The 26,486-nt window shown below is 50.1% G+C and carries 23 protein-coding genes and 1 tRNA gene; 10 read left to right on the plus strand and 14 right to left on the minus strand.

Features of this window, described 5'->3' with window-relative positions; all coding sequences use genetic code 11:
• The first annotated feature begins 59 nt into the window (after positions 1 to 59).
• Positions 60 to 602, plus strand: a complete 543-nt coding sequence (gene smrB, locus DCX48_06170) for an endonuclease SmrB (GenBank protein ID QXE14131.1) — start codon at positions 60 to 62, stop codon at positions 600 to 602.
• A gap of 84 nt (positions 603 to 686) precedes the next feature.
• Here smrB and sixA read toward each other — a convergent pair whose 3' ends face one another.
• Positions 687 to 1,169 carry a phosphohistidine phosphatase SixA gene (gene sixA / locus DCX48_06175; GenBank protein ID QXE14132.1) on the minus strand — a complete coding sequence of 161 codons (483 nt, stop codon included), beginning with the start codon at positions 1,167 to 1,169 and terminating at the stop codon, positions 687 to 689.
• Positions 1,170 to 2,388: 1,219 nt separating this feature from the next.
• Here sixA and DCX48_06180 point away from each other — a divergent pair.
• The 5 genes from DCX48_06180 (at position 2,389) to DCX48_06200 (ending at position 7,900) form a co-directional block, all read left to right on the plus strand.
• A complete protein-coding gene (locus tag DCX48_06180) occupies positions 2,389 to 2,937 on the plus strand; it encodes an SCPU domain-containing protein (protein ID QXE14133.1) in 549 nt (182 codons plus the stop codon).
• 176 nt (positions 2,938 to 3,113) lie between these two features.
• Positions 3,114 to 3,650 carry an SCPU domain-containing protein gene (locus tag DCX48_06185; protein QXE14134.1) on the plus strand — a complete coding sequence of 179 codons (537 nt, stop codon included), beginning with the start codon at positions 3,114 to 3,116 and terminating at the stop codon, positions 3,648 to 3,650.
• A gap of 36 nt (positions 3,651 to 3,686) precedes the next feature.
• Positions 3,687 to 4,460: a molecular chaperone gene (locus DCX48_06190; GenBank protein ID QXE14135.1), complete on the plus strand. Its 774-nt coding sequence runs from the start codon at positions 3,687 to 3,689 to the stop codon at positions 4,458 to 4,460.
• A gap of 58 nt (positions 4,461 to 4,518) precedes the next feature.
• Entirely contained in the window at positions 4,519 to 6,885 is a 2,367-nt protein-coding gene (locus DCX48_06195) for a fimbrial biogenesis outer membrane usher protein (protein QXE14136.1), read from the plus strand.
• A gap of 4 nt (positions 6,886 to 6,889) precedes the next feature.
• Positions 6,890 to 7,900 carry an SCPU domain-containing protein gene (locus tag DCX48_06200; GenBank protein ID QXE14137.1) on the plus strand — a complete coding sequence of 337 codons (1,011 nt, stop codon included), beginning with the start codon at positions 6,890 to 6,892 and terminating at the stop codon, positions 7,898 to 7,900.
• Here DCX48_06200 and fadJ read toward each other — a convergent pair.
• The 3 genes from fadJ to DCX48_06215 all read right to left on the minus strand — a co-directional run bounded on the left by fadJ (position 7,893) and on the right by DCX48_06215 (position 11,933).
• Positions 7,893 to 10,088, minus strand: coding sequence for a fatty acid oxidation complex subunit alpha FadJ (gene fadJ, locus DCX48_06205; GenBank protein ID QXE14138.1), 2,196 nt, complete (start codon positions 10,086 to 10,088; stop codon positions 7,893 to 7,895). The genes DCX48_06200 and fadJ overlap by 8 nt on opposite strands.
• Positions 10,085 to 11,398 carry an acetyl-CoA C-acyltransferase FadI gene (gene fadI, locus DCX48_06210; GenBank protein ID QXE14139.1) on the minus strand — a complete coding sequence of 438 codons (1,314 nt, stop codon included), beginning with the start codon at positions 11,396 to 11,398 and terminating at the stop codon, positions 10,085 to 10,087. The genes fadJ and fadI overlap by 4 nt, the downstream gene beginning before the upstream one ends.
• 238 nt (positions 11,399 to 11,636) lie before the next feature.
• Positions 11,637 to 11,933, minus strand: a complete 297-nt coding sequence (locus DCX48_06215) for a DUF406 family protein (protein ID QXE14140.1) — start codon at positions 11,931 to 11,933, stop codon at positions 11,637 to 11,639.
• 388 nt (positions 11,934 to 12,321) lie between these two features.
• Between DCX48_06215 and fadL the strand changes: the two genes are divergently transcribed.
• The gene (fadL, locus tag DCX48_06220) at positions 12,322 to 13,602 is read left to right on the plus strand and encodes a long-chain fatty acid transporter FadL (protein ID QXE14141.1); all 1,281 of its coding nucleotides are present in this window, start codon (positions 12,322 to 12,324) and stop codon (positions 13,600 to 13,602) included.
• A gap of 135 nt (positions 13,603 to 13,737) precedes the next feature.
• On the opposite strand, the gene mqo is transcribed toward fadL, so the two are convergent.
• Together mqo and mlaA are read right to left on the minus strand one after the other, a co-directional pair.
• The gene (gene mqo, locus DCX48_06225) at positions 13,738 to 15,321 is read right to left on the minus strand and encodes a malate dehydrogenase (quinone) (GenBank protein ID QXE14142.1); all 1,584 of its coding nucleotides are present in this window, start codon (positions 15,319 to 15,321) and stop codon (positions 13,738 to 13,740) included.
• Positions 15,322 to 15,683: 362 nt separating this feature from the next.
• Positions 15,684 to 16,445 (minus strand): phospholipid-binding lipoprotein MlaA, encoded by a 762-nt coding sequence (gene mlaA, locus DCX48_06230; protein ID QXE14143.1) that lies wholly within the window; start codon positions 16,443 to 16,445, stop codon positions 15,684 to 15,686.
• Positions 16,446 to 17,062: 617 nt separating this feature from the next.
• On the opposite strand from mlaA, the gene DCX48_06235 reads away from it, so the two are divergent.
• From DCX48_06235 to DCX48_06245, 3 genes are all read left to right on the plus strand, one after another.
• Positions 17,063 to 18,001, plus strand: coding sequence for a hypothetical protein (locus tag DCX48_06235; protein QXE14144.1), 939 nt, complete (start codon positions 17,063 to 17,065; stop codon positions 17,999 to 18,001).
• 76 nt (positions 18,002 to 18,077) lie between these two features.
• Positions 18,078 to 18,152 (plus strand) — tRNA-Arg (locus tag DCX48_06240).
• A 161-nt stretch (positions 18,153 to 18,313) separates the two neighbouring features.
• Entirely contained in the window at positions 18,314 to 19,510 is a 1,197-nt protein-coding gene (locus DCX48_06245) for a DUF4102 domain-containing protein (protein ID QXE14145.1), read from the plus strand.
• Here DCX48_06245 and DCX48_06250 read toward each other — a convergent pair.
• From DCX48_06250 to DCX48_06285, 8 genes are all read right to left on the minus strand, one after another.
• Positions 19,507 to 21,231, minus strand: coding sequence for an abortive phage infection protein (locus DCX48_06250; GenBank protein QXE14146.1), 1,725 nt, complete (start codon positions 21,229 to 21,231; stop codon positions 19,507 to 19,509). The genes DCX48_06245 and DCX48_06250 overlap by 4 nt on opposite strands.
• 244 nt (positions 21,232 to 21,475) lie before the next feature.
• A complete protein-coding gene (locus DCX48_06255) occupies positions 21,476 to 21,787 on the minus strand; it encodes a hypothetical protein (GenBank protein ID QXE14147.1) in 312 nt (103 codons plus the stop codon).
• A gap of 367 nt (positions 21,788 to 22,154) precedes the next feature.
• Complete coding sequence (locus DCX48_06260) at positions 22,155 to 22,496, minus strand: transcriptional regulator (GenBank protein ID QXE14148.1); 342 nt, start codon at positions 22,494 to 22,496, stop codon at positions 22,155 to 22,157.
• Between the two features lie 308 nt (positions 22,497 to 22,804).
• Positions 22,805 to 25,489: a DUF927 domain-containing protein gene (locus DCX48_06265; GenBank protein QXE14149.1), complete on the minus strand. Its 2,685-nt coding sequence runs from the start codon at positions 25,487 to 25,489 to the stop codon at positions 22,805 to 22,807.
• Complete coding sequence (locus DCX48_06270) at positions 25,486 to 25,896, minus strand: hypothetical protein (protein QXE14150.1); 411 nt, start codon at positions 25,894 to 25,896, stop codon at positions 25,486 to 25,488. Before DCX48_06270 ends, DCX48_06265 begins: the two co-directional genes overlap by 4 nt.
• Positions 25,883 to 26,119 carry a hypothetical protein gene (locus tag DCX48_06275; protein QXE14151.1) on the minus strand — a complete coding sequence of 79 codons (237 nt, stop codon included), beginning with the start codon at positions 26,117 to 26,119 and terminating at the stop codon, positions 25,883 to 25,885. Before DCX48_06275 ends, DCX48_06270 begins: the two co-directional genes overlap by 14 nt.
• A complete protein-coding gene (locus tag DCX48_06280; GenBank protein ID QXE17165.1) occupies positions 26,112 to 26,294 on the minus strand; it encodes a hypothetical protein in 183 nt (60 codons plus the stop codon). Before DCX48_06280 ends, DCX48_06275 begins: the two co-directional genes overlap by 8 nt.
• Positions 26,287 to 26,484 carry a host cell division inhibitor Icd-like protein gene (locus DCX48_06285; GenBank protein QXE17164.1) on the minus strand — a complete coding sequence of 66 codons (198 nt, stop codon included), beginning with the start codon at positions 26,482 to 26,484 and terminating at the stop codon, positions 26,287 to 26,289. The genes DCX48_06280 and DCX48_06285 overlap by 8 nt, the downstream gene beginning before the upstream one ends.
• Positions 26,485 to 26,486 lie beyond the last annotated feature (2 nt).

The following is a 26,486-nucleotide window of genomic DNA, read 5'->3' on the forward strand; positions in this document are numbered from 1 at the left end:
TTAGCGACAGGGGAGAGACAAGGTAAACTGCTCGAATGTTGACGCAAGATGAATGAAACATGAGTAATAAATATTCGCTGAATGACGACGAATTGCAGCTTTTTCGCACGTCAATCACTGGCACAAAAAAGTTGCGTCAGGATACCTATACCCATAAACCGCTGCGCAGGAAAATAGGCGAATTACCGGCCAAACGGGCATTACAAGAACAGGTTGATGCCAGTTTTTATTTTTCGGATGAATTTCAGCCGCAGTTGGACACGGAAGGCCCGACGCGCTATGTCCGCCCTGGCGCCAGTCATTATGAATTGAAGAAACTCCGGCGTGGGGATTATTCACCGGAGCTGTTTCTGGATTTACATGGCCTGACGCAGCTTCAGGCAAAACAAGAATTGGGTGCGCTGCTGGCAGCCTGTCGCCGGGAGCACGTTTACTGCGCCTGCGTGATGCACGGGCACGGCAAACATATCCTTAAGCAACAAACGCCGCTGTGGCTGGCACAGCACCCAGATGTGCTGGCTTTTCATCAGGCGCCAAAAGAATTTGGGGGGAATGCGGCGCTGCTAGTGCTGGTTGCGTTGGAAGCGCCTTCGCTTGAATAACCCTCGTCATACTTCAAGCATGCCGAGGCGTGTAACACGCTACACGCCTCATACCGTATGAATTCCGAGCTTCTCGATTAGCAATCAGGGTTTCGCAGTCAGTTGTGCTGGGCTAACTTGCCAGTGCAGAACGCCATTGCCAGATTCAGTGTCTACCTTCACGCAGGCAATAGCAGACGTGGCGAACATCGGAGCCGATTCATTCTGACATAGCTCTGCTACCAAATAGCCCACCAGCGGCAAATGCGAAACCACCAGAACCGCACCGACGCCTTCTCTCGCCAGCGTTTGCAGATAATCGCTGACAAGCTGGGCATCACCGCCGGGCGTCAGTTCATTTAGGCAATCCGCTTCTTCCGGCAAAGGTAGGGATTTTTTCACCACGTCGAGCGTTTGCTGGGCGCGTAAATAAGGGCTCACCAGAACGCGCTCAATATCGATATCTTGCTCGTTCAACCAACACGCCATCTGACAAGATTCATCACGACCACCGTCGCTCAATGGCCGCACAGCATCACTCGCTGCATCAAGTACCGCATCACCATGACGCATTATCAACACTTGCATATTACACCGCTATGTTAATGAAATATATGATGTATACCCGCCATACTTCAAGCTGCTTGTGCGTTGTTCAAAACGCTAACGTTTTGTCACGCAACTCGAATTATTTAGAGCATATTCTCTATAAGCCAAGCTACATATGCATGAATTATCCTGCACCTGAGACTCGAATTATGTAAGGTCTATCCTGCTTTATCTCTGTAGGTTACCTGAGTTTCTCGCCCTGATAAACTCGCCTGACATCATGTTTCGGTCTGGATCGTGACCTGTTCCCATTTACCTGCAGTAATCACATGATAAATAAAAGGTTTAAAGACACTTAGCCGAGTACATTGTCTTGGGAAGATATATCCACAAAATAAAGATGGACATTATAATCAATTACAAACAAATCAATTTATTTTACTAAAAATCAGATTAAAAATAAAAAATCAGCACAAAACACTACTAAAAACACCAAAATAGATGGTTTGCACTTTTTTAACGCATATCAATTTTGCAATATTGTTAAACAACCACTCTACTTCTATCTTTATCTTATATAGCGTTTTTTTATCCTTCATTTTATATATACCCTAAATAATTCGAGTTTCAGGAAGGCGGCAAGAGAATGAATCCCGATGAGCTTACTCAGGTAAGTGATTCGGGTGACAAATCTGCTGGGAGCAGATTTGAACGCTGCTTGCAGCGGCCCTTTAGGGCGAGGCCCACGACGGGCCGAGTATTTGAACGTAGCCAACGTACATGCAACTTGAAGTATTACGGGTATAAACAAGGTAATTATACGGAATATAAGGTCATATAATAAAAATAGATTACTCTTCTACTTATGGACCATCGTGCAATTTTCGATAAAGCCCAAAGAGTCTTTCTGTTTCTTATATGCCTCCCATTATTCATCACCATGGAAGATAAAATTAGCAATACGTTTCCTTTATAAAATTATTTTCACCATGCGGAAAGTACTGAAAGTAATAGCGATATATATTTCAGCAGTGTGACATCTTTGTGTCAGTGGTTCAGACTATCAGGAAAGAGAATATATTCTCTGCATTTTCCCGAGCGGCGAATCCATGCCATATAAATATCCGCACTGATTAAAACGACTCGTTATGATTTCTTTTGTAATAGTCACCGTAGCGAGCAGTTTTCACGAAAATCAAGACTCTTTCGTGAAGACACTTTCGATGAAAATATGTGAGAGGCATATAAAGGAATCGTTATGAATTCTAAGCGTATAACATTACCTATTCTGGCGACACTATTCACCACATTCGGCCTTTCTCCCACCGCCAGCAGCGTGACGATTAATGGTCAGATCCCCGTATCACTGACCATTACGGCCGCCTGCACGATCAACAATGGTGGAGGCGCAGGCACCACATGGGGAACAATTAGCTTTGGATCCCATTCCGATCTGACGGCCAATATTGACAGTCAGGTCACCAGCGTCAGTGGCAACGGGATTACGGTCAGTTGCTCTGTCGGCACACCAGCAACATTGAGCATTGGCCCAGGGGCGAATGACAACACATCGTTACGCAGGCTCGCGCCAGGTACAGGGACCTATAACGTACCTTATCGTCTATACAGCGACTCAACTCGCACCACCGAGATACCAATCGGTACTGCAACCGGTATTGCGATTGTCGCAACGGGCAACCCACAGTTGGTTCCGGTCTACGCACGTATTCTACCCGCAGATCAAACCGTTCTATCACCAACAGCGGGGACTTATACCGACACCGTCACTGCAACGATTGAATGGTAATTTTTACAGGCCGGCATGCTCGCATGCTGGCCTTTTTAGGGTCTCTGACCAACAAAGTAAGGAGCCGTTATGTCACCACATCTCATGTGCGATTCCGCGTTTACTGCCTACGCCCCACAGTCGGCTCCAGGCATATCTCGTATCGCTATTCAGGCTAAGTAGCCATCGGTATCGCGATGCGTTTTCCATCGGTATTGACTTCGTCACTTCTGCTGTTTGGCACCCTTTTACCCACGGTGACGATGGCGCTCACTGTTAGCAGCACCTTTGACGTCGAAGCCACCATACAAAAGGGCTGTGTGTTTGGCACCAGTACAGCAAGCAGTCAACCCAATATGGGCACGCTTAGCTTCGGGATACGCGGGGCCACAGCGACAAACGTTGATGTTGCCAGCACAAGCGGAAGTGGATCGATTATCGCCACCTGTACGCCGGGCATTAACGCCATCATTGAACTGGACTACGGCACCAACGGCGGCAGCAGCACGCAACGTTATCTGAAAAATGCGGCAGGAACGCGGCTACTGGCCTACCAGCTTTATCGCGATGCCGCCCGCACACTGGTATGGGGAACGGGGGGGCTGGCGCTCAGTATCGTCTCTTTTCCAGCGACGCCCCAGACTTACACCGTTTATGCCCGCTATTTTGGCGGCACGCCTCTGCCTCCCGCGGGGATTTACACCGATAACGTGACCGTCAGCCTGACTTATTAAAAATAAAAACGGGATAAATACAGGATGAAAAGGAAAATGACGTTTTTTATTCGGGCAATGGTCTTTTTGTTGAGCAGTATCAGCCTATCTTGCTTTGCCGCAAGTTCTATCCTCGTTTGGCCGATTTATCAGGTCATTGAATCAGATGAGAACAGCTCGGCGCTGTGGCTGGAAAACAAAGGCAATGCCCCCGTCGGTCTACAAATCCGCATCATGTCCTGGAAGCAAATAGATTTTCAGGATCGTTATGCCGACCAAAGTAACGTGATTGCCACACCGCCGTTCATGACGCTGGAGCCGGGTAAGCGCAATATGATACGCCTGATTCGCGTCAACCCGCCTCCCGCCAATACTGAACAGGCTTACCGCATCATCATTGATGAGATTTCCGCGCCCTATCAACAAAACTCCCCGCAGATGGGGCTGCAATTTCAGATGCGCTATCTGTTGCCTTTGTTTCTCGATGGTCAAGGCATCTGGACACATGCTCGCCCAGATAAACGGCGTGCCGACACCCAACCTACGCTACCCGTTCTCAGCTGGCGAATCAGCGCAGTGGGTGGGAAAAACTATCTTTATGTCCGCAACCGAGGTGTGGTACATGCCCGCCTGAGCAACGTCTATTGGTCCGCCGACCGAAGCGGGAAAGGAAGCCGGACTACGTTAACCGACGGCTTTTTAGGCTATGTGCTACCGGGGCAAGAGATGCGCTGGCCGCTACCCGCAGGCATATCGCCCCCGGGTGCAGCGATGCAACTCTTTACCCATCTGATCGATATCACCGACCCCATCTTAATTAAACGCGAATGATAGAGCGATTAACGGCAGAGGCAGGTTTATTGACCATGCGGCCATGGTGAGGTCAGGCATGATGATCAAAACAGGTGTCTTGCCCCTGCTCATGTATGCCTCGTTTGCGCTGTTGTATTCTGCGACGATTCTCGCGGAAGACTATACCGATCTTCCCGCCCCTCCCCGCGCCATGCCCTCAGTCAGTGAGTCCGTTTATTATTTAACGCTTTCTGTTAATGGACAGGGTGATGACGAGGTTGTCCCGGTCACCTATCGCGCAGGAAACTATTATGTGGATGCAGCAACGCTGCGTTCGAATTACGTCCGCCTGCCGGATCAAAGCACGGGGCTCGTCAATGTCAGCACACTGCCAGAGGTCACTGCCGATTACGATCAGGCTATACAGCAGCTAAAGCTCACCGTGCCCACATCCTGGCTACCAGAGCAATCCGTTGAAGGCGGAGGGCAAAACATGGAGCATTACCCCGCCCGTAGCAGCCCCGGTTTGTTATTCAACTATAACCTGTATTACACCGCCCCCAGCAGCAATTCCGATTCGCTCAGCAGTTGGATGGAGCAGCGCTTTTTCAGCCCCTACGGAACCTTATCCAATACGGGAATCTACTATTTCACATCTGGCAGCAGTAACACACAGCAAGATGGCTATCAGCGTTTCGATACCTATTGGCGCTACAACGATAACGAACGCATGATCACCTATCAGGTTGGCGACCTAATTAGCAACTCTCTAACGTGGAGCAACTCGGTGCGCATGGGCGGCCTGCGTATCGCTCGCAATTTTGGTCTTCGCCCGGATATCGTGACCTATCCCATGCTGCAATATACCGGTACAGCCGCCGTGCCCAGCACGCTGGACCTATTTATCAATGGCTATAAAGCGAACAGCACCAGCCTGAACGCCGGTCCTTTCACCCTCACGAATACGCCTTATCTGAACGGCGCAGGGGAAGCGACCGTCATTACTACAGACGCCCAAGGGCGGCAGGTTTCCACCACGATCCCTTTTTACGTCTCCAACGCATTGCTGAGAGAGGGATTAAGCGATTTCGATCTGTCCGTTGGCGTTTTACGTCAGGATTATGGCGTACAGAATAATGCCTATACTGACGATCCTACCGTCAGCGGCATCTATCGGTATGGCTTGACCAATAAACTCACGGTGTCGGCACATGGCGAAGCAGTGAAGGACCTATCTCTGCTTGGTGCAGGGGCGGATTTTACCCTCGGACGCTGGGGGACACTGAGTTCGTCCTACAGTCAGAGCGAACAGGAAGCCACCGGACACCAATACACAACGGGCTATTCCTACTACACCGCCTCATTTGGCCTGAACGTTCAGCATGCCACTCGCAGCGAAGAATACCGTGATTTAACGGCCATACTCACGGGAGGTCGTCTCAGCCGAGAAAGCAATCAGGCAACGATCAGCAGCCAAATATTCGGTGACGGCAATGGCTCGTTCGGCGTGGGTTATTTCGATATACGCGCCTACGATTCAACCCGTACTCGCCTGCTGAATTTCTCTTTCAGCCGACAGCTGTGGCAAGGCAGTTCCATCTATCTCGCCTTTAACAAAGCGCTGGGAGAAAACGGCTACAGCGCCCAGCTCCAGTTCGTGATGCCTTTTGGCAACAACGGCAGCGTCAATGCTGGGGTTCAGCGCGACAACAATGGTGATTATTCCCCGCGAGTCGGGGTGAACCGTACCACGCCGACAGAAGGCGGGTTCGGCTGGAACGCCGCGTATGGTGCAGGAAGGACTCCCTATCATCAAGGTTCGCTGAACTGGCGCGGCCCTTATGCGATGGTAGCTGGCGGGACCTATGGCAATGCAGGAAATACCACTCAGTGGGGAGAGCTGAGCGGTTCACTGATCTACATGAACGGGGGGCTTTTCCCTAGCAATCGTATTAACGACGCTTTTATTGTTGTCGATACCGAGGGATATCCTGACGTCCCGGTAAGGTACGAAAACCAACTGGTAGGGAAAACCAATAACCGCGGCCATTTACTCGTACCCTGGGTCGCGTCCAATTACCCTGCAAAAGTGGAAATCGATACGTTACAACTGCCAGCTAACGTCACTACCCCACAGGTGGAATCCCGCGTGTCGGTAAAAGAAGGCAGTGGCACTGTCGTGACATTTCCCGTTCATGTCGTGCGCTCCGCCAACATTATGCTGCGCAATACAGACGGTAATCCTCTCACCATCGGCACCTGGATAACAGACGAAGCAAGCGGCAACACCACGATCAGCGGCTACGATGGCCTGGCCTACTTCACCAATCTGGGGACGTCTAACCGCTTACGCTTTAAACAAGAAGACGGACGGCTTTGCCGCGTGGCGTTCTCACTGCCGGAATCACAGGCCATGATGGCGACCATCGGCCCGCTTACCTGCCAGACTGACTCAAAAGGATAAAACGATGCTGACCCCGATACCGCAAATCCAGCACCTCTTCGCCACCAACCGGCGGTCCGCCCGTTGGTTACAGCTGGCTTTCCTGCTGATGGCGCTGTATTACGCACCATTTAGCCACGCTGCCTGTACCACGCCGCCCAGCAACACCGTGCTGGGGCCTTATGGTTCTTCCGTTGTCGGCGTTAACGGTACGCCACAGGTCGTGGCATCGGGAAGTGGATTTCGCTGTACGGGAAGTGTGTTGAGTTTAGCAAGTACCAATACCATCACCGCTACGATACAGAGTGACAGCAACCCCAGCGGCACCACCATGCGGATGCGTAGAGGGACAACCACAGACTATGTTCCTTACAGCCTGTGTATGGATTCGGGCTGCGGTACGCTCTATAACATCAACTCGACCTACACCTGGAGTCGGACCACCTTTCTGGACATACTCGGTCTGTTCAACTCCACTGACGGCACGATGCCGATCTATATCCGCACCAGTATAGGCAGCAACGTTTCCGCCGGGACCTATACCGACACGGTGACGATCAAATGGGATTACCGACTTTGTGCACTGGGCATATTGGGCCTCTGCTCTTACGATGAGGGATCAACGACCTCAACGCTCAATATCACCATGACCATCACCAATGATTGCCAGATCACCAGCGCGCCAAATATCAGCTTTGGTACGGCAGCATTTCCCGCCAATTTCGCAGCGGTCAACAATAATCTCGGCGTTCGCTGTACGCTGCTGGGCGCGTATACCGTCAAGCTCGTCAGTACTCATCCCGACGATGCCAACTGGCGCAGAATGACGGCCACTGTCGGTAGTACGCCTTACTACTTGCAATATCAGCTCTATCGTACTGGGAATATTGCCTGGACCGAGACTAACGATTATAGCGGCGCGGGAACGGGGATTACGCAGAATATCCCGTACACCGCCCGCATTAACGCCAGTCAGGCCAGCAAGCCTGAAGGGACGTATAAAGACACCGTCACGATCAACGTCACGATCAACTAATGCTATTGTCTTTATCGGCTGGCGGATAGAACGTCCGCTGGCCTTCCCGCATCGTGAGTAAACGCTCGCAGGGTGCGAACCGATCGCCATACTGTTGTTGCAGTACCAATAGCGTTTTCACTACCGTTTCCATCCCCAGACGATCCATATAATGGAACGGACCGCCGAGGAAAGGCGGGAAGCCAATGCCAAATACCGCGCCGATATCGCCGTCACGAGCACATTGAATCACGCCTTCATCCAGACAACGCGCCGCCTCATTCAACATCATCATCACGGCACGCTGGCTGATTAATGCAGGATCGATATGCGCCTTCGGTGTCACATCCAACAACGGATAAACCGAGCTGTCGACTTCTTTCCCCGAGTGCCAGAAACGGCGCGTTTTATTGTACCGATAGAACCCTTTGCCATTCTTGCGCCCTTTGCGCCCATCTTTCAGAATCGCATCAAACGCTGGCGGGGAGGTAAAGCGATCGCCGAGTTCTTCACTCAGCACCGGTACAATTTTGGTCGCGACATCAATACCGACTTCATCCAGCAGCGCTAGCGGGCCGACGGGGAAACCAAAACGCACCAGCGCATAGTCAATCGATTCAATTGGCTCCCCTTCTAACAGGCAGTAAGCCGCTTCGTTGATGTAAGGTGCCAATATACGATTCACATAAAAACCAGCGCTATCACCCACGACGATCGCGGTTTTTCCTTGTTTTCTCGCCAGGGCAACCGTCGTCGCAACCGTCTCCGCGCTGGTGTGCGCGTGGGGAATGACTTCAACCAGCGGCATTTTATCTACCGGGCTAAAATAGTGCAGGCCAACAACCAGTTGTGGACGACGCGCGCCCTCCGCGATTTGATGGATCGGCAACGAGGAGGTATTTGATGCGAAAATGGTATGCGGCGCGGCATGATCTTCAATCTCCGTAATCATTTGCCGCTTCAGTGCCAGATCTTCGAAGACCGCTTCAATAACGATATCTGCATGTTCAAAACCACGATAGTCCGTACTACCGGAAATCAACGTCATCAAACGCTGGCGCTCCGTCGGCTTCATCCGTTTACTCTGAACACGCTTGGTCAATAATTGCCAGTTGTACTTCAACGCATGGTTAATACCCTGCTCATTGATATCTTTAATACGCACAGGCAACTGCCCGCGCGTTGCCGTCACGCTGGCGATCCCTCCGCCCATTAACCCGCCACCCAGAATGCCGACACGATGGATCGGCTTCGCCTCAGAGGCCGCACCGGAGGTTTTCTTTAATGCGTTAGTGGCAAAAAACAAGTGGCGTAGTGCGGCAGACTCCGGCGTCATCACCAGTTTTCCAAACGCTCGCGCCTCATGCCGATACCCTTCTTCCCGGCCTTTTTCTATTCCCCGGCGTACCACCTGAATGATCTTTTCAGTAGCGGGATAGTTGCCATGTGTTTTCGCGCGAGTCTTGCGTTTCACCATTTTGAAAAGCAAATGACGAATACCCGGACTGTTCAGCAGACGCGAACGCCAGCCCAGCGGCACCGCTTTGCGTTTTCCTTTTTTGAGAATCTCGACTGCCGTATCCAGCAGAATATCGTGCGGAACCGCCTCATCAACCAGCCCCTGCCGTAGCGCCTGACCCGCCCGGAGATGGCGACCCGTCAGAATAAGATCCAGTGCGCTATCCAGACCAATCAAGCGTGGCAAACGCTGCGTTCCGCCCGATCCAGGAAGGAGGCCAAGCTGCACTTCCGGTAGCCCCAGCACCGTTTTTTCATCCAGAGAGCAAACGCGATAGTCGCAGGCTAATGCCAATTCCAGCCCACCACCTAAACAAGCACCATGAATCGCAGCCACCACGGGGAAAGGTAACGCTGCAATCTGATCAAACGTTTCCTGCCCTTGCTTGGCTAGATTTTCGGCCTGCTCGGCGCTGCTGCACTTATTCAACATGGTGATATCCGCACCAGCAATAAACGAATCAGGCTTGGCGGAAATAAAAATCAGCCCCCTGAGCGTCGCATGCTGCCGCGCCAACTCAAAGACCGAGAGGATCTGTTCTGCAAATTCACTCTTTAGCGTGTTCACCCTCTCGCCGGGGACATCAATGCTGATCACACCGATATTGTCCGGCCGAATGGTGAGGGAAAATGCAGATGTTTTTTCCGTTGTAGGCGATGCTGTAACGGAGAAAGGCTGTTGATCGTTCATGGCGTCACCTCCAGTACCATTGCAGCGCCCAGCCCGCCTGCCGCGCAGGCGGTGGTTAATCCCAGCCCGCCACCGCGACGGCGCAGTTCATTCAGCGTTTGGGTAATCATCCTCGCGCCAGTGGCAGCAAAAGGATGCCCATAGGCAATAGAGCCACCCAATACGTTGAACTTAGCGCGATCCACCTCACCCAGCGCGGCATTTCTGCCCAATTGATTCCGAGCAAATTCATCGCTGGCAAACAGCTTCAGATTTGCCAGCGTCTGGGCAGCAAAGGCTTCGTGCATATCAATGAGCGTTAGATCGGCCAACGCCACACCCGCTCTTGCCAGCGCAAGCGGGGAAGCATAGGCAGGCCCCAACAACATATCACGCTGCACGCCGATGGCACTGAATGCATAACTGCGTAGATAGCCTAACGGCGTAAGCCCCAGACTTTTGGCCTTGGATTCACTCATCATCAAGACTGCCGCTGCGCCATCCGTTAGCGGCGTGCTGTTTGCCGCCGTCACCGTACCGTGTCGGCGATCGAACGCCGGACGTAAACGCGAATACTGCTCTATGGCGGAGTCATGGCGCACGTTGTTATCTTCACTCAACGCCTTCTCGTAAGGGGGGACGTAAGCCGTCATCACTTCATCCCGCAGCACGCCAGATTCCCAGGCCTGTGCGGCCAGCTTGTGCGAGCGGTGTGCCAGTTCATCCTGTTCTTCACGCGTGATGCCGTAGGTTTTTGCCATCTGTTCCGCAGTATCCCCCATACGCAGCCCAGTGGAATACTCCGCCACGGCGGGCGCAACCGGGAGCAAGTCTTTCGGACGCAGGCCGCTCAACAGCCTCAACTTCTGGCCCAGCGTTCGGGCCTTGTTCATATCCACCAGCGTTCTGGCCAGCGCTTTACTGACGCCAATGGGTAGCACAGAAGAGGAATCCGCGCCCCCAGCAATACCGACTTCCACCGTACCCGCCATAATGCTTTCTGCCACATTAGCGACAGCCTGAAAGCTGGTGGCACAAGCGCGGGAAACACTATACGCATCGGTATGCACGCTCATGCCCGTACCAAGCACGATCTCTCTGGCGATATTCGGCGCTTCAGGCATTTGGACCACCTGCCCAAACACCAGTAGCTCGATCAGCTCAGGATCGATACCGGTTCGAACCAGTAACTCACTGGTGACGAGCTTCCCTAACTCGATGGCAGGTACGCCATGGTAGGCCGTTGCCTGCCGGGCAAATGGGGTGCGTAATCCGCTCACGAACGCAATGCGATCGCCACGGCGGGTTATCAGAGGTAATACCTCGCTCATAAACGCTCCTGTTAACCGAAAATAAAGTACGCGCACAACAGGTCAGACCTGATTTCATTGTTAACCAAATAGTTACATTACGCAAAGCCGCGCAACATAAAAGTGTGAAGAGCATGCAAGTAGCGACGAACAAAAAAGATGAAGAAACGGCAAGAAGAGAAGAAACAGAGGTCAGGCGATAAGTTAGGGAAAGGAAGCAATAGCAGGAGCCGCGAAAGGGCTCCTGCCAACACAAAAGTTAACGCAGGCCGAGCTGGAAAATCATCGTTTCAACCTGACAGCTGAACGTAAAATCAATGTCCAGCTTAACGCCGCCGTCTACGTCTTCCAGCGTGCTAGCGATTTCGCAAGGTTCAGACTCTACCGCACGCGCTTTTTCCGTCAGGGCCGCTAATGTCGCTTCCGCGTCAGAACGATCGCCGAACACGTTGCTGTAAGATGCCGTGCAATCTGTGTTATCCATGATTGTGCCGACATCGACACAGCAGCAGGCTGCGGTTTCTTCAGCACTGCATTTGTTGATTACGTTCGTCATGATGCTTTCCTCTTAAGACTTAAGACGCAGGAGATTTGATCCAGTTCAAAAATTTTTATCTTCCTTATATTTTACTCCCTCATCCCAAAGCAGTGCCAGCACTTCATGCTAGCCAGCAATTTTAGTGATATCAGTCACATTAATGTGTTATTGAGCAGTGAAGGCTGAGTAATATCTCCTCACACAAATTAACCAAACCGTTAAGCAGATCTAAATTTTGCATCATTTTAGAAATATTTCGGATACACAAGCGCAACATTATTGTATTCCCAACTTATACTTTGCCAACTGGTCTGATTTGTCAGGCTGAGTGCGCCCCCTACAATGCGCGTCCCTTGTTACTTTGTGTAACAACGTTAAATAACAAGCATATAAAGAGGTTTTGGTCATGAGCCAGAAAAACCTGTTCAAACAATCCACAATTGCTGTTGCGGTGGCCCTGTTTTCAGCAAATGTGTCCGCAGCTGGTTTCCAGCTTAATGAATACTCATCATCGGGTCTGGGACGCGCGTTTTCTGGTGAAGGTGCCGTAGCCGACAATGCGACCTCCGGTAGCCGTAACCCGGCGACCATGACCATGTTTGACCGCCCATCGTTCTCTGGTGGTGTCACCTATATCAACCCAGATATTGATATCAGTGGTTCAAGTTCATCTGGGCAAAATGCTGATGCGAAAAATATCGCACCACATGCCTGGGTGCCGAACCTGCATTTTATTATGCCGCTTAACGAACAGTGGGCGATTGGTGCTTCTGCGGTAACCAACTATGGTCTGGCGACTGAGTTTAATGACAACTATGTAGCTGGCTCTATCGGCGGTCAAACCGATCTGCTGACCTCGAACCTGAACCTGAGCGCCGCCTATCGCCTGAACCAGCATTTCAGCTTTGGTTTAGGTGTTAACGCCGTCTATGCCGATGCCAAGTTTGTGCGTCATGCAGGGGAACTGTCCGCTGCATTTCCTCCTGCTCTAGGGGTGACCCCCCGTACAGAAATATCACGTATGGAAGGTAAAGAGTGGGGCTACGGCTGGAACGCCGGCATCCTGTACGAAGTAGATGAAAACAATCGCATCGGCCTAACCTACCGCTCTAAAGTCGATATCGACTTTAATGGTGACTACAGTAACCAACTGCCTGCAGGAGCAGGAGCGCTTAATGGCGCAACAGTGCCTGGTAAACTGACGCTAAATCTGCCGGAAATGTGGGAAGCATCGGCCTATCACCGCGTAGCGCCGAAATGGGCGGTACACTACAGCCTGACCTACACCAGTTGGAGCCAGTTCCAGGAATTGAAAGCAACGGGTAGCAATGGACAAACCTTGTTCCAGAAAGAAGAAAACTTCCGTGATGCTTACCGTATCGCACTCGGTACCACCTACTATCACGACGATAACTGGACGTTCCGTAGTGGTATCGCGTTTGATGACAGCCCGGTACCGGCCGACAGACGTTCTATCTCCATCCCCGATCAGGACCGTTTCTGGTTGAGCGCAGGTACTACCTATGCGTTTAACAAAGATGCCTCTGTTGATGTTGGCGTGTCCTACATGCATGGTAAAAAAGTTACCATCACCGAAAAAGGCCCAACTGCAACGTCTCCAACGTACAACTTCAGCTCTGAAGGTAAAGCCTGGCTGTACGGCGTGAACTTCAACTATGCGTTCTAAATAACGTACGAATTTCTAAATAAAAAAGCAGGTAAGGCAACTTACCTGCTTTTTTTATTGTCCGTATGTACCTAGGCGAAGGCACAAAAAAGGCCGCTTTCGCGGCCTTAGATCGTGTGATCCGGTTAATACCGATTACTCAGGCTTAACCTCAATATAATCCAGACCCAGCGTACTGCTGGTGTAGCTGCGGATTTTATTGGTCATCTCAATATTACCGTCCAGCTTCTGACCATAAGACGGTACAATCTCTTTCAGCTTGCTCTGCCATTCCGGCGTCGCTACTTTATCTTTAAACACTTTTTCCAGCAGGCTCAGCATAATCGGCGCTGCGGTAGAAGCGCCCGGAGAGGCACCCAGCAGTGCAGCAATCGAGCCATCCTGCGAACTGACAATCTCAGTACCCAGCTTCAGCACGCCGCCTTTATCATCATCTTTCTTGATAACCTGCACGCGCTGACCTGCAACCGTCAATCTCCAGTCTTCTTTCTTCGCGTTCGGGAAGTATTCCTGCAACGAAGCGAAACGATCGTCGTCATCCATCATGACCTGACTGACCAGATATTTCACCAGATCGAAGTTATCCAGACCGACGTGCGTCATTGGCATCACGTTGGAGAAGGTCACGGAACCGATCAGATCCCACAGTGAACCGTTTTTCAGGAACTTGCTGGAGAAAGTGGCAAACGGCCCGAACAGCAGAACTGGCTTGCCGTCAAAAATACGGGTGTCCAGATGCGGAACGGACATCGGCGGCGCGCCCACGGAGGCTTTACCGTACACTTTTGCCATGTGACGTTTCACGATTTCCGGGTTTTCTGTCACCAGGAATTCGCCACCAACCGGGAAGCCACCGTATAGATCGGCCTCAGGAATTCCGGATTTCTGCAACAGTTTCAGTGCCGCCCCACCCGCACCGATAAAGACAAATTTCGCCTTAATCACGCTCTCTTTTTCACCGTTCTTCAGATCGGCGTAAGTCACGCTCCAGGTGTTGTCCGCGTTACGTTTGATATCACGGACTTCTGAATTCAGGTGCAGCGCAAAGTTGGACTTGGTTTTCATCGCGCTAACCAGCTGACGCGTGATTTCACCGTAGTTCACATCGGTACCGATAGGCATACGGGTTGCAGCAATCTTCTGAGCCGGATCGCGACCTTCCATCACCAACGGAACCCACTCTTTGATCGTATTGGGATCGTCAGAGAACTCCATGCCACGATACAGCGTGCTGTGCTGCATCGCATCATAACGGTGTTTCAGGAAGGCCGTGTTCTCGTCACCCCAGACAAAGCTGATGTGCGGCACACTGTTGATGAAAGCATGCGGATTCTTCAGCACGCCGTTTTTCACCTGATAGGACCAAAACTGGCGCGAAATCTCAAACGCTTCGGTGATTTCCAGCGCTTTGCTGATATTGATAGGGCCGTCGGGATTATCCGGCGTGTAGTTGAGTTCCATGAAGGCCGAGTGACCCGTACCGGCATTATTCCAGCCGTTAGAGCTCTCTTCCGCCACGTTATCCATACGCTCAACCATGTCGATAGACCAGTCTGGTTGCAGCTCCTGTAAATACACGCCTAGCGTAGAGCTCATAATGCCCCCGCCGATCAGTACCACGTCCGTTGTCTTCTCTGTCGTTTTAGCATCTTCAGCCATAGCCAGTGGGGCGCTGACCACCACGCTCAGGCAGAAGAACATAGCAAGTAGTTTTTTCATGCTTATATCTCTATTTTTATCAGTGCAGGTAAATAGAATTCCAGGCATTCATTAACACATGAGTGCACCACTATGAGTAAAAAGCATCGTTCTTATGACCTTTTTGTTAATCACCTTGCTAACAAAAAAATCAGCACGCTGACGCATTTCAGCCACGATGAGCATCCGTACTGGTTAATGACGTTACATTATTGTTATCTGACGGGAAGAAATAAATTTTAGTAAGTAAATAAATGAACAACAAAGTAATAACTTTTAAGAAACAAACCACAGAATCATCATGGTAAAAATAAGTTTAGCCGTATTTTATAAAAACAAAAGGCACCCGCAGGTGCCTTTGAGATGAGTGATAATGCGCAACGCTACTTCGCTGAATCGATCTCGTCGAGCGAGTCTTCAATCGCGGCGGCATTCGGGTTCTGCTGCGGGGCGATTTGCCCATCGCTGGCGAGGAAATCGTGCCGCTGGAAATAGGCTTCGCGTATCATCAGGTAAGGATCGGAAGAATTACGCAGTAAACCATCAGAATCCAACAGCTGTGCTCGCGTTTCCAGTCCCTCGATAGCCCACTTGCCAGCAGACATCCAGAACGTCAGATAACTCAGCATCGGATATAGTGTATCCGCTACGCCACCGCCGTCTTCACGTGGTGTTACGCTACCGTAGCCGGGCAACACCACATAAGGCCCGTATCCCACACCATAATTACCCAGCGTACTACCAAAGCGGCGAGACTCTTCTTTCGCCAGTTTAGGATTAGCCATCGATGCCACGTCAATCAGACCGCCCATCCCGAGCAAGGTATTCAGGAAAAAGCGGTTAAAGTGAATCATCGCTTTATACGGCTTGCCTTCAACGAAGTAGTTCACCATCGTTGCAGGCTCTTCCAGGTTGTTGAAGAAGTTCCCCAGTCCGTTGCGCGCAGGCGTCGGCACATAATCGCGCCAGGCAACAGCCGCTGGACGTACCACATACGGATCCAGCACGTCGTAGTTGAAGTTGAACATGGTACGGTTAAAGCCTTCAAGCGGATCAGAACGTCCTTCTTGAGCGCGATCCCCGGAACTGGCGCAGCCGATGAGTAACACGCTGGCAAACACCACCCCACTCAGGCGGTAATTCATATCTGTTCTCCCTGATTTATAGTGCGCTATACCCGTCATACTTCACATTGCGTGTGTGTTGGTTACGTTACTCGGCACACTTACGTGCACCTCGCCCCGTTGGGGCCGCTGCACGCAGCGTTCAAATCTACCTCTGGCAGATTTGTCACTCACCCGAATCACTTACTTGAGTAAGCTCATCGGGATTCCTTCACTTACCGCCGGCCCGCAACGCGAATTATTTAGGGTATATACCCGTGACCGAAAATGGGTATTCCCAGTATCAGCACTAGCCTATAAGGCTGAGTGACAAGGACGGGATATCGGCCAACAGTGTAACATTTTATTGATCTATCGCTACGTTGGCTTACGCATTACTACATTTCAGAGGCTTGCCATTTTTTCTTATGGGGACAACACGCGCTATCGTTACGACACGCGTTCCAGCGTGGACAACAGCACAGCATTTCATTATTCCTCTCACAGCATAGCACTGCCCACCTAAATCAGTGAATCACGCGCGGCGTCCCAAGTTGTAAAAACTGACTACGCTTATCATCGGGGTTGTCGGTGCTCACACCCGCAACTTCAGCGCCATTACCCAAGCACCAATCAGCACGATCGTCGAGAGGACCGCTATGAACCCGCCTTCAGAATCCAAGCAGACCCGGCAAGAGAAAGAAAACGACGTTGCGGTAGAGAGTGAGGAAAGCACGCAAGGAAAAGCGATCGATGTTGACGAAGAACATTTACCTTCCCCTGCTGCCGCGATCCATGAGGAGATTCGTCAGGAAGGACAAAAGGAGCTGGAACGCGATGCGATGGCGTTATTGTGGTCGGCGATTGCGGCGGGAATCTCCATGGGAACATCATTCATGGCCGTCGGCATGCTCCACAACCATCTGGTTGGCGTACCCGGCAGCTTTCTGCTGGAGTGTTTCGGTTATACCATCGGCTTTGTAATTGTCATTATGGCGCGCCAGCAGCTGTTTACCGAAAACACGGTTACGGCGGTGCTTCCCATCATGCATAAGCCAACACGCAGCAATTTCCACCTGCTTGGTCGGCTATGGTCCGTCGTGCTGACAGGTAACCTGATCGGGACAGCTTTGGCCGCCCTCGCCTTTACCTATATGCCCGTTTTTGATGGTGAAACGCGGGAGGCGTTAGTCGAGATCGCCATGAAGGTCATGAAAAACTCTCCAACGGAGATGTTCGCCAACGCCGTTGTCTCTGGCTGGATTATTGCCACTATGGTCTGGATGCTGCCTCACGCCTACTCCGCCAAACTGTGGATTATCATCATCATGACCTGGATGATTGCTTTCAGCGATCTCACACACATCGTGGCCGGTGCCTCAGAGATTTTTTATCTTGTGTTCATTGGCCACATCCCCTGGCAGGCGTTCATCTGGCCGTTTGCCTTGCCCACACTGGCGGGGAATATTATCGGCGGTACCTTTATTTTCGCACTCATCAGCCATGCGCAAATTCGTAATGACATGAACAGTTCATCCCACGCCAAACGGCAAAAGGCGCATGAGAATGATGGAAAAGAACACCGACAGAAACGCTGATTGCCGACACTTTGAGCAAACGCGCCGTTAAGTGCTTATTCTCAGAGCAAAAATGCGTATAATGGTCGCGCTTCACGTCTCCATAGTTAAACGGATATAACAAGCCCCTCCTAAGGGCTAGTTGCAGGTTCGATTCCTGCTGGGGACACCATAACCCTATCTTACATGCTCTCTAATAGTCTAAAAAACACTTTAAAAACAACAAGCATAGCCAAAGCGTAGTCTTAGTTGATACCATAAAATCTTGTAGAAGCTATACACAAATGCGTATAAAATCGTGTATACATTTGGTTCGATCTTTTTCTTATACACATGCTGCTAACCGACCTCAAAATTAAAAAGGCGAAAGCCCAAGACAAGCCCTACACACTTAATGACGGTGGCGGACTGTCTTTACTGATTGATCCTAAAGGGACGAAAGGCTGGCGCTTCCGCTATCGGTTTGCCAACAAGCCTAAGCTCATATCGTTTGGCACTTACGATACCGTATCCCTTGCCGATGCCCGTAAGAAACGTGATGAAGCCCGATCTATGTTAGCTAATGGCATTAACCCCAGCGATGCACGCAGAGCCGATAAGCTCTCTTTGCTGTTCTCTACGGAAAACACCTTTGAAGCGGTGGCGAGAGAATGGCACACATCAAAACTCACTACCTGGTCGGAAGGGTACGCCAAAGAAGTTATACACTATCTGGAAAAAGAAATTTTCCCGTTCCTGGGTAAACGTCCGATAGACCAGATCACGCCGCTTGAACTTTTGGCCGTTCTGCAAAAGATCGAAAAACGCGGAGCATTGGAACAAGCCAGCAAAATCCGCCGCCGCTGTGGTGAAGTATTCCGTTACGCAGTCGTAACCGGACGTGCTATGTATAATCCAGCGCCCGACCTGGCCAGCGCCATGAACAAGCCAAAGAACAATCACTTCCCGTTCCTAACCGAAAGTGAACTACCCGACTTTGTTCAGGCACTCAATAATTACAAAGGAAGCCAGATCACCAAATATGCCACTCAGCTTTTAATGTTGACCGGTGTCAGAACCATTGAATTACGCGCGGCTGAGTGGGTTGAATTTGATTTAGATAATGCCCTGTGGGAAATACCTAAAGAACGGATGAAGAAGCGCCGCCCACATTTGGTGCCATTGTCCACGCACGCAATTGCTATTCTGAAAGAACTGAAAGTGCTAACTGGCTATTATCAACTTGTCTTTCCTGGTCGAAATGACACCAGAAAGCCGATGAGCGATGCCGCGATAAATAAAGTAATCAAAATGCTGGGTTATCACGGCAGACTTACTGGACACGGTTTCCGGCATACCATGAGTACCATTTTGCACGAACATGGATATAACAGCGCATGGATTGAAACCCAGCTTGCGCATGTTGATAAAAATTCCATCCGTGGAACTTATAACCATGCGCAATATATAGAAAAAAGAAAAATCATGCTCCAGTGGTACAGTAATACCATTTATAAGATCAGCCCCTTAATAGAGGCCGAAAGGGTTTAATTTCTTTTGAAATATAATTCGACGGCGTCACGTAAGTCAGAGCTATATTTACCTCGTTTTATTTGATCATCCGTTGGAGTTTCAAGGCTGTCAATTATTTTTTGACATATTTTAAAGTACTCAACATATTCATCATTACAGAGGGTTTTTATAATATTAGCGCAATAGGCTGTGATTTTTTTAGAAGAAGGATCCGGAGTTTCTACTTTATTGTTGACCACCCATGGATATAACATTGCAATATGCCACCGTAACTTATTATATTTAGGTGCGTCATTTTTCCTGCCATTTATTAATGTATTGTATTTATAGCATATATACGCAGCACAATGATATGCACATTCATTGTCGTTGTCTGCAAAAAGTATATCGCTAGTATTCAATACTTTTTTTACATATCTAGAAGCATCGTGCGGGCGAAATTTAAAAACGGATATAAAACATCTTGCAAGTTCTTTAATGTCATATATTTTTGTATTTTGAATGGATTTGTTTCTATATTCACCCTCTCTTCTTTCGAAATACAACTTCTCTTTTGATTCATCATTTCTTTGAATATCAAAAAATTTTTGAATTAATCTAGCCTTTTCTCTTAAAGCATAAAAAGCTTCATTTTCTACAGCCGATTGGTTGTTTGTCGCTGTAACGATCTCGATGGCTACATCAGTATCTTGAGATTCTATAAATTTCACGATTAACTCAACGCTATCATCCAAGATATGGAAGTTTTCAAATAAAGTATTTGTCGTTTGGCATCCATTAATTATCTGATAATTTGTCAAATGCATAACTTTTGTATTTGATTGGATTGCAATTTCTGGCGCAATTATGGTCACACCATTATTGAGAACTGAAAATTGTTTGGCCTTATCACTATTGAGAGTGTTAGCTATATCTCTATTTACTGGGTTTTCTCCGCCGAGAAATGCACGCACATTCTCGTCAAAAACTTCTTCTCTTATTTTTCCTTCATCGTCCATAGCTATTTTATTAAGAAACTCTTTTGCTTTTACAATCGATATATATGCTTGGGGTATCCCAGGCATCTCATTGATTCCTATGTAATCAATTAATTGCAATGAAGCCTCATTCTTGTCAGATATAGACCCCCACATTTTCATTAACTCTTTACGACCTAGTGGAAGCACTTCAATATCATTGAAAATATCGGCTGATTTACAAGTTCTCTCTATGTTCTTGAAGCTAGCAACAATTTCCCTCTCTTTATTGTATACTCCACTAGTGCAATAAAAAACTTTTAAATTTGGCATTTTGTTTTTTATTTTCTTCACATTAGCCACAATGATTTTTATTATTTCAATGACCTGACCATTGTAAATACCATTTGGGAATTTTGGATCCAATGTAAAGAAATCTTGTAAACCAATATTAAAATTCGCTATTTCATCTTTATAAAAACTCTCGCCTGACTTTGCTTGATTTATTATAATTTCCACAGGCAAAGATGTTTTATGAGTGTCAAAGGCACTTTCAGCATCATCAACACTAATGATTAGCTCTCCATCAATGATGATCGCAATTCCATCTAAAGATGCATCGTCTTCTTGAGTTGTTATATCGACAGGGTTAAATCTACCGAGAAAATACTTAGAAGTTATAACGTAATTGCAGAAATATTCAAACAGCTTAGACTCATCATGCTCCTGAACTTCAAATTCAGTTGCCAAGTCTTTAACATATTGAGAAAGTATAGCATGCATAATAATTACCTTGTTAATTATTATCTAGAAAACGCTAGAGGTTTTAATTCAGATGATATAATTTTTCTTGTCATCTCACATTTACTCAATCAATTAGCTCAAAGTAATAAAAAAACCTATCAGCACAATTGAATTGGTTAATTCTTGAAAAGAATAGAGCGCAACATAACATTTATTTTTTAGAAATAAAATTTAATCCTAAGATAGTTAATTATGTTGATGACATAGTAGCTGAATTTTTTATTCACACATAGCATAACAAAGATCCCATATTTAATGTAGTAATGAAACCTGCCGAACGGAACACTTTGTTTCTGCTTTTAACCAATTGATAAAAATAGATAATATCCATTTTCCTTCCGCCTCGCTCGTCCAAATGGCTTACAAACCCTACTAATAGAACACCAGTAAATAAAAATAAGCATCCACATGACAAAATCGGCACTACACCGCACCCGCCTGCGGTTTTCGGATCATAAAAATTTTTCAGTTTTACTTTTCTACAAAACAACCCGCCAGACCGCGCCATATCTGGGCTTGTGCGCTTTGGTGCCAACTGAAATCATTGAAATAAATTTCAGCTTTTTTCAGTTTTGCCATTTTTTTCTGGTTTTGAAGCCCGCAAAAAATCACGCTATCTCTTTGAATTTAAAGACACTGTATTATTTTTCGTGGCGCGGTGAAAAATATCAGGCAGGAAAACAAACGTGCCACTGTTCCGGTGATCCCTTGCGGGATCCGGCTTACAGATGAGTAGATGGGGTGGAGTCACTGAAAAACACGAACAGCCAGATACAAAAAAACCCAACTGGTGAGGTTGGGTTTTCATCTCTAACCTAAATTAACCATCTAGATTAGAGAACATCATACTTCCACTAACAGCCGGTAGTTTAATCGCTGTCTACAGGGATAACAACAGCCCGTTACCTTTCCCCAACTTTACGCCGCACCACAACCAGAGAACTTTCCGGCTCGTCCACGTTTTCGGCCTTTTTGTCGTCCTCCTGCGCCTGGTTCAGCATGTCGATCATCTCTTTGCGCTTCTCCGGGGCGATGCCGTCTATCACGCTCTTAATCACATGCCCGTGAGTTTTAGCACTGGGGCTGAGGGTATGTGAGAACGTCATGTTCATCACGAACGTATGCCCGCATTCCACATCCGCACAGGCGCAGTAAATATCTGAGATATGCGGGTGCTTACGGTGAGTTTTCTTCACCGTGGCCACCGTGCCGCATTCCGGGCAGTAAACACGCATTATCCTCATGTCGCTCACTCCTTCCATTCTGTTAACCCCGCCCGCCAGAAATAAAGCCCTAACGGACGGCCATTTTTACTGTGTTTATCTTCTCTGCGCGTGGATACAGCGGTTACAGTGGTTACACGATTGATATAAAAGGGTTTTTACTGTAACCACGCCATTTTCACTACTGGTGACAGCGGTTACAGGTCGTATTTTGTAACCTCTGTCACCACAGGCTATTTATTCATGGTGACAACACCAGCCCTTGCCCTACCTGCTTGTCACCTCTGTAACCACTGTATCCTCAGAAAAATAAGATACGTGCGAGAGTATTAACCCAATACGCTGCTATTAAACTGGTACACCCATTTGACGCCTATTTCTGGCAGGCGGATGTTTTTCTGTGTGCGGCTGCTGCCCTCTGCCACATCCAGATAGCCCGCCCTGACGCAAAGCTGTGCCACCTTCTTGGCATCAAACCCCTTACAGATTTCTTTCCAACCCGATGACAGCACGTAAAACGTGGTGGCGGCATCCTCGGTGTTGTTGCCTTTCACTACCTGACGGAAACCCACCAAGTTGGCCGGGCGGCTGTACTCGTTGTGCCAGTCGGCAAAGCGGCTGAACTGGTTACGGGTGATGAAGTCTTTCACCTGCTCCAGCGCGGCGGCTTCCTCCTGATTGGCCACATGGCCACGATCTACCATCCACGCATCCAGACAGACTTTTGCCGCCCGCAGTGCTTCCCCCGCAGGCCAGCCGGTGATCCCCGCTTCGGTGGCCAGTTCGCCCGCCATCGCGACCAGAGCAAAGCGCGTGACTGCCCGCCCTACCTGGTTACCTGCATCAGGTGGGGTTAATTCGCGAGTGTAGGTTTTCAGCAACGCTTTGGCTTTGGCCGTCATGCCGGATAAATCCGCCGTGAGATGGCGCAACCATTCGCGGAACGCCGCGCCATGGTATTCCGTCACTGCCTGTTCTAAATGCTCGGCCAGCGTCTTGCCGCCCGAAAAACCATGCAGTTCTTCAAACACACCGTACTTGCCCGAATCGCTGGGGATTTGCACCATACGCACTTCTACACCGGCATAAGTACGTTCTCCGGCGTTGGCGGCGTGTTCAACCAGTGACAGTTCGCCTGTGGAAAGGAACAGCAGACACCAACGATTGGTTTCCCTTACGCTGCCGTCCGTTCTGGCTCTGGCCTTACCCTGGCCGTTAGCCAGCATGTAGGCGATATTTCCGGCCTCCCGTCCGTCTACCTCACGGATTTCATCGAGCATCAACGTGGCATCATTGCGGCGGCTGGCAGTCCCTTCCAGCGCATTGCCGGTTGACCGCCAGGTATGCCAGAAGTCCGAACCGCCGCACACTGACGCCGCCACCTTCATGGTGGTGGTTTTGCCATCCGTCGATTCCCCTTTCAAGTGATAGCCGCCACCGCCCACACCAACCAGCTTTAACAGCGGTGCAGCAAAAGCCAGACTGACGGAGAACGCCACGCGGGCATTACCGACGCAATACCGTGACACCTGATCACGCCAATCAGCCAACGTTCCCGCAGTGCGAAAATCCCGCCCCTGTACGCTGGACGTTTGCAGAATGACCGATTCCGCCCCCTCACCTATCACCTCGTCCTGGAGCACGTACACCGAACCGTGCCAGCCGGTTTTACTGACGCATGTCACCTTACGGTCTGGTTTACACAGGGAAAGGTATTCCATCAGGTGCGCCCGTGCCTGACCGTTGGTGTTGATGTACGACAAGCCGTTAACCAGCAGTACCCGGCGCAACTCTTCCCCGCTGCCACCTAACAACTCCATCGGCATCGCCCATTTGCGGCTAATGCCGTTGGTGTCTTCCCATTCCAGCAAGCGGCCGTAGTTGCTGCCGTCCATGTCACAGGTGATAGCCGTCACCCGTACCGGGCTGCACAGTTTGATATTGCGAATTTCCGTATCGCCGTCTGACTTGTTCACCAGTTTGTCAAACCACAGGTATTCTTTGGTCAGTCGGAAGCCTTGCGGCAAGCGGGTCTTGCCCTTGCCAAACAAAATCATTTCTTCGCGCAACGCCTCTTTGGTGCGCTCCTGGCCGTGCTCCTGCCTGAAATCATCCCAATCCGCTTTATGGCGCGTCGGCGGCAATGTCACCCAACCGTCTACCGCTTTGGCCGCTTTCTCCGCCCACTGTTTCCCGGTGTTTTCCTTGCCGTCGCCAAAATCGTTATCGCCAGCAATCACCAACCGCACATCCGGCCAGCGCTGCCGGAACACCTGCGCCACATTCAGCAAGTTACTGGCGGCAACCGCAGCCACCGTGACGCCCTCGGTCAATGCCGCCACCGTCAGCGCGGTAGCGTAACCCTCGGTGATAGTCACCTGCTCCGGTGCCTCACTCGGCAGCGGTTGCAGAGCAATGAAGCTGCCCGCCAGAATGGAGTTGGCCAGCAGCCGTTTATCCCCCAATGGGCTGATTAGCTGCGCCCCCGTTATCTGGCCGTCAACGTCAGTCAGCGGCAGCAACAGCGAACCGGCAGGAAACACCACGCCACCGCTCTGTTTCTCCTGGCGAGTCAGGGGCAAGCCCTGCCCCGTTAAGCCTTTATTGGTCAGATAGGCGCTTTCGCCGGTTTCACAAGTCGCCCGCAGTGTGCGATAGCTGGCGCTGAACTGGCGGCGCTTTTCGGCGCCGTCGGCTTCTTTCCTGGCGGGCGGGGTTGTCGGGTGTTGCATCTCCGGTAAGCCCAGCACAGATGCCACCGCATCGGCGGCAGTTTTGTTGTCGTCGCCGCTGACCAGTTGCACCAAATCCAGCCCGTCACCGTTGCCACACTGCGAACAAAACCACGTCCCGCGCCCGTCCTTATCATCAAAGCGGAAACGGTCTGTACCGCCGCATTTCGGGCAAGCGCTATGCTTGCCGTTGGCCGGAACCGTAATTCCCAGCGCCGGTAATATCTGCGCCCAGCGGTTATTTGCTGCCTTCACTGTCTCGGAGAGTTTGGGTCTGCTCATTGCGCCGCTCCTCCCGTCGTCAGCGTTTCCACCACGGCACCGGGCGGCAATTTGCCATCCGTCGCACCGCTGGCAATATCCTCATACATGGCCGACAGGCATCGGTAGCCATACGCTGACAGGCGCACCGCCTCACGCATAAAGCCCGGTTCGAGCATTTCATACAGCGCCTGCGCCGCCATCGCTTGCCCCATCGCACAGCCGAACTGGTCGATATAAGGCGCTTCAATGTGGGAAATGATGTTAATCGCCACCTTGTCGGCGGTCAGTGGAATACAGCGACCGTTCAGCACATATGCCGCCTGGCCGTGTTGGGCTGTCATTGCTTCAAAGAAAGCGTTAGCGATGTAATGGCGCAAAAGCGCCATTTTGAAAGCCGGTGAGGTCGGCAGGTTAATTGCGCTCATGGTTCACCCCTCCGGCAAAGAATTCACTGGTTTCTACCGCACCGTTGAGTTGGTCACGAACACATTCAAAAATAGCGGCCAGGCCGTCTGAATTAAGAGGCTTACCAGGGTGATCGGCATGGTGGCGTAACAGCTCGGCCATACACTCGGTGGCCTGTAAAGCGCGATTTATACGCTCTTCACCATTCTGCGTGTAGCCACAAGGAAACTGAGCATTAGTCATGTTCACCCTCCGCTACCGGCTGGTTAAAGGTGCGGTGCAAGCAGTCCAGCCGCTCCGACAGAACAAAGGTCAGCACCTCTTTCACCTGGGACTGATCCAACTCAACCAGCGCATACGCCAGCGCCCGGCATTGGTCGATGATTTCTTCCAGATCCAACGGCGTGTTATCAAACATGACGCGCCCCCTCAACCGGCAGACGGCCAGCAAAAGCGAGTACATAGTCACGCGCCAGCAGACGGCGGGCGCTGCGTTCATTCGGGGCAATAACGGTTTCACGGTGCGGAACGGCGTGAACATCAGCACGGCGCACAGCCAGAAATAAAAAGACAAATTCGGGGTGAGTATAGCCAGGGGTCGTTGACATGC

Origin of the sequence: Pectobacterium atrosepticum (assembly GCA_019056595.1) — a bacterium.
Taxonomy (GTDB): domain Bacteria; phylum Pseudomonadota; class Gammaproteobacteria; order Enterobacterales; family Enterobacteriaceae; genus Pectobacterium; species Pectobacterium atrosepticum.

Bases quoted from the DNA above. Each gene is read 5' to 3' on its own strand.
- smrB (QXE14131.1), top strand. From the start codon at position 60: ATGAGTAATAAATATTCGCTGAATGACGACGAATTGCAGCTTTTTCGC.
- sixA (QXE14132.1), bottom strand. From the start codon at position 1,169: ATGCAAGTGTTGATAATGCGTCATGGTGATGCGGTACTTGATGCAGCG.
- DCX48_06180 (QXE14133.1), top strand. From the start codon at position 2,389: ATGAATTCTAAGCGTATAACATTACCTATTCTGGCGACACTATTCACC.
- DCX48_06185 (QXE14134.1), top strand. From the start codon at position 3,114: ATGCGTTTTCCATCGGTATTGACTTCGTCACTTCTGCTGTTTGGCACC.
- DCX48_06190 (QXE14135.1), top strand. From the start codon at position 3,687: ATGACGTTTTTTATTCGGGCAATGGTCTTTTTGTTGAGCAGTATCAGC.
- DCX48_06195 (QXE14136.1), top strand. From the start codon at position 4,519: ATGATGATCAAAACAGGTGTCTTGCCCCTGCTCATGTATGCCTCGTTT.
- DCX48_06200 (QXE14137.1), top strand. From the start codon at position 6,890: ATGCTGACCCCGATACCGCAAATCCAGCACCTCTTCGCCACCAACCGG.
- fadJ (QXE14138.1), bottom strand. From the start codon at position 10,088: ATGAACGATCAACAGCCTTTCTCCGTTACAGCATCGCCTACAACGGAA.
- fadI (QXE14139.1), bottom strand. From the start codon at position 11,398: ATGAGCGAGGTATTACCTCTGATAACCCGCCGTGGCGATCGCATTGCG.
- DCX48_06215 (QXE14140.1), bottom strand. From the start codon at position 11,933: ATGACGAACGTAATCAACAAATGCAGTGCTGAAGAAACCGCAGCCTGC.
- fadL (QXE14141.1), top strand. From the start codon at position 12,322: ATGAGCCAGAAAAACCTGTTCAAACAATCCACAATTGCTGTTGCGGTG.
- mqo (QXE14142.1), bottom strand. From the start codon at position 15,321: ATGAAAAAACTACTTGCTATGTTCTTCTGCCTGAGCGTGGTGGTCAGC.
- mlaA (QXE14143.1), bottom strand. From the start codon at position 16,445: ATGAATTACCGCCTGAGTGGGGTGGTGTTTGCCAGCGTGTTACTCATC.
- DCX48_06235 (QXE14144.1), top strand. From the start codon at position 17,063: ATGAACCCGCCTTCAGAATCCAAGCAGACCCGGCAAGAGAAAGAAAAC.
- DCX48_06245 (QXE14145.1), top strand. From the start codon at position 18,314: ATGCTGCTAACCGACCTCAAAATTAAAAAGGCGAAAGCCCAAGACAAG.
- DCX48_06250 (QXE14146.1), bottom strand. From the start codon at position 21,231: ATGCATGCTATACTTTCTCAATATGTTAAAGACTTGGCAACTGAATTT.
- DCX48_06260 (QXE14148.1), bottom strand. From the start codon at position 22,496: ATGAGGATAATGCGTGTTTACTGCCCGGAATGCGGCACGGTGGCCACG.
- DCX48_06265 (QXE14149.1), bottom strand. From the start codon at position 25,489: ATGAGCAGACCCAAACTCTCCGAGACAGTGAAGGCAGCAAATAACCGC.
- DCX48_06270 (QXE14150.1), bottom strand. From the start codon at position 25,896: ATGAGCGCAATTAACCTGCCGACCTCACCGGCTTTCAAAATGGCGCTT.
- DCX48_06275 (QXE14151.1), bottom strand. From the start codon at position 26,119: ATGACTAATGCTCAGTTTCCTTGTGGCTACACGCAGAATGGTGAAGAG.
- DCX48_06280 (QXE17165.1), bottom strand. From the start codon at position 26,294: ATGTTTGATAACACGCCGTTGGATCTGGAAGAAATCATCGACCAATGC.
- DCX48_06285 (QXE17164.1), bottom strand. From the start codon at position 26,484: ATGTCAACGACCCCTGGCTATACTCACCCCGAATTTGTCTTTTTATTT.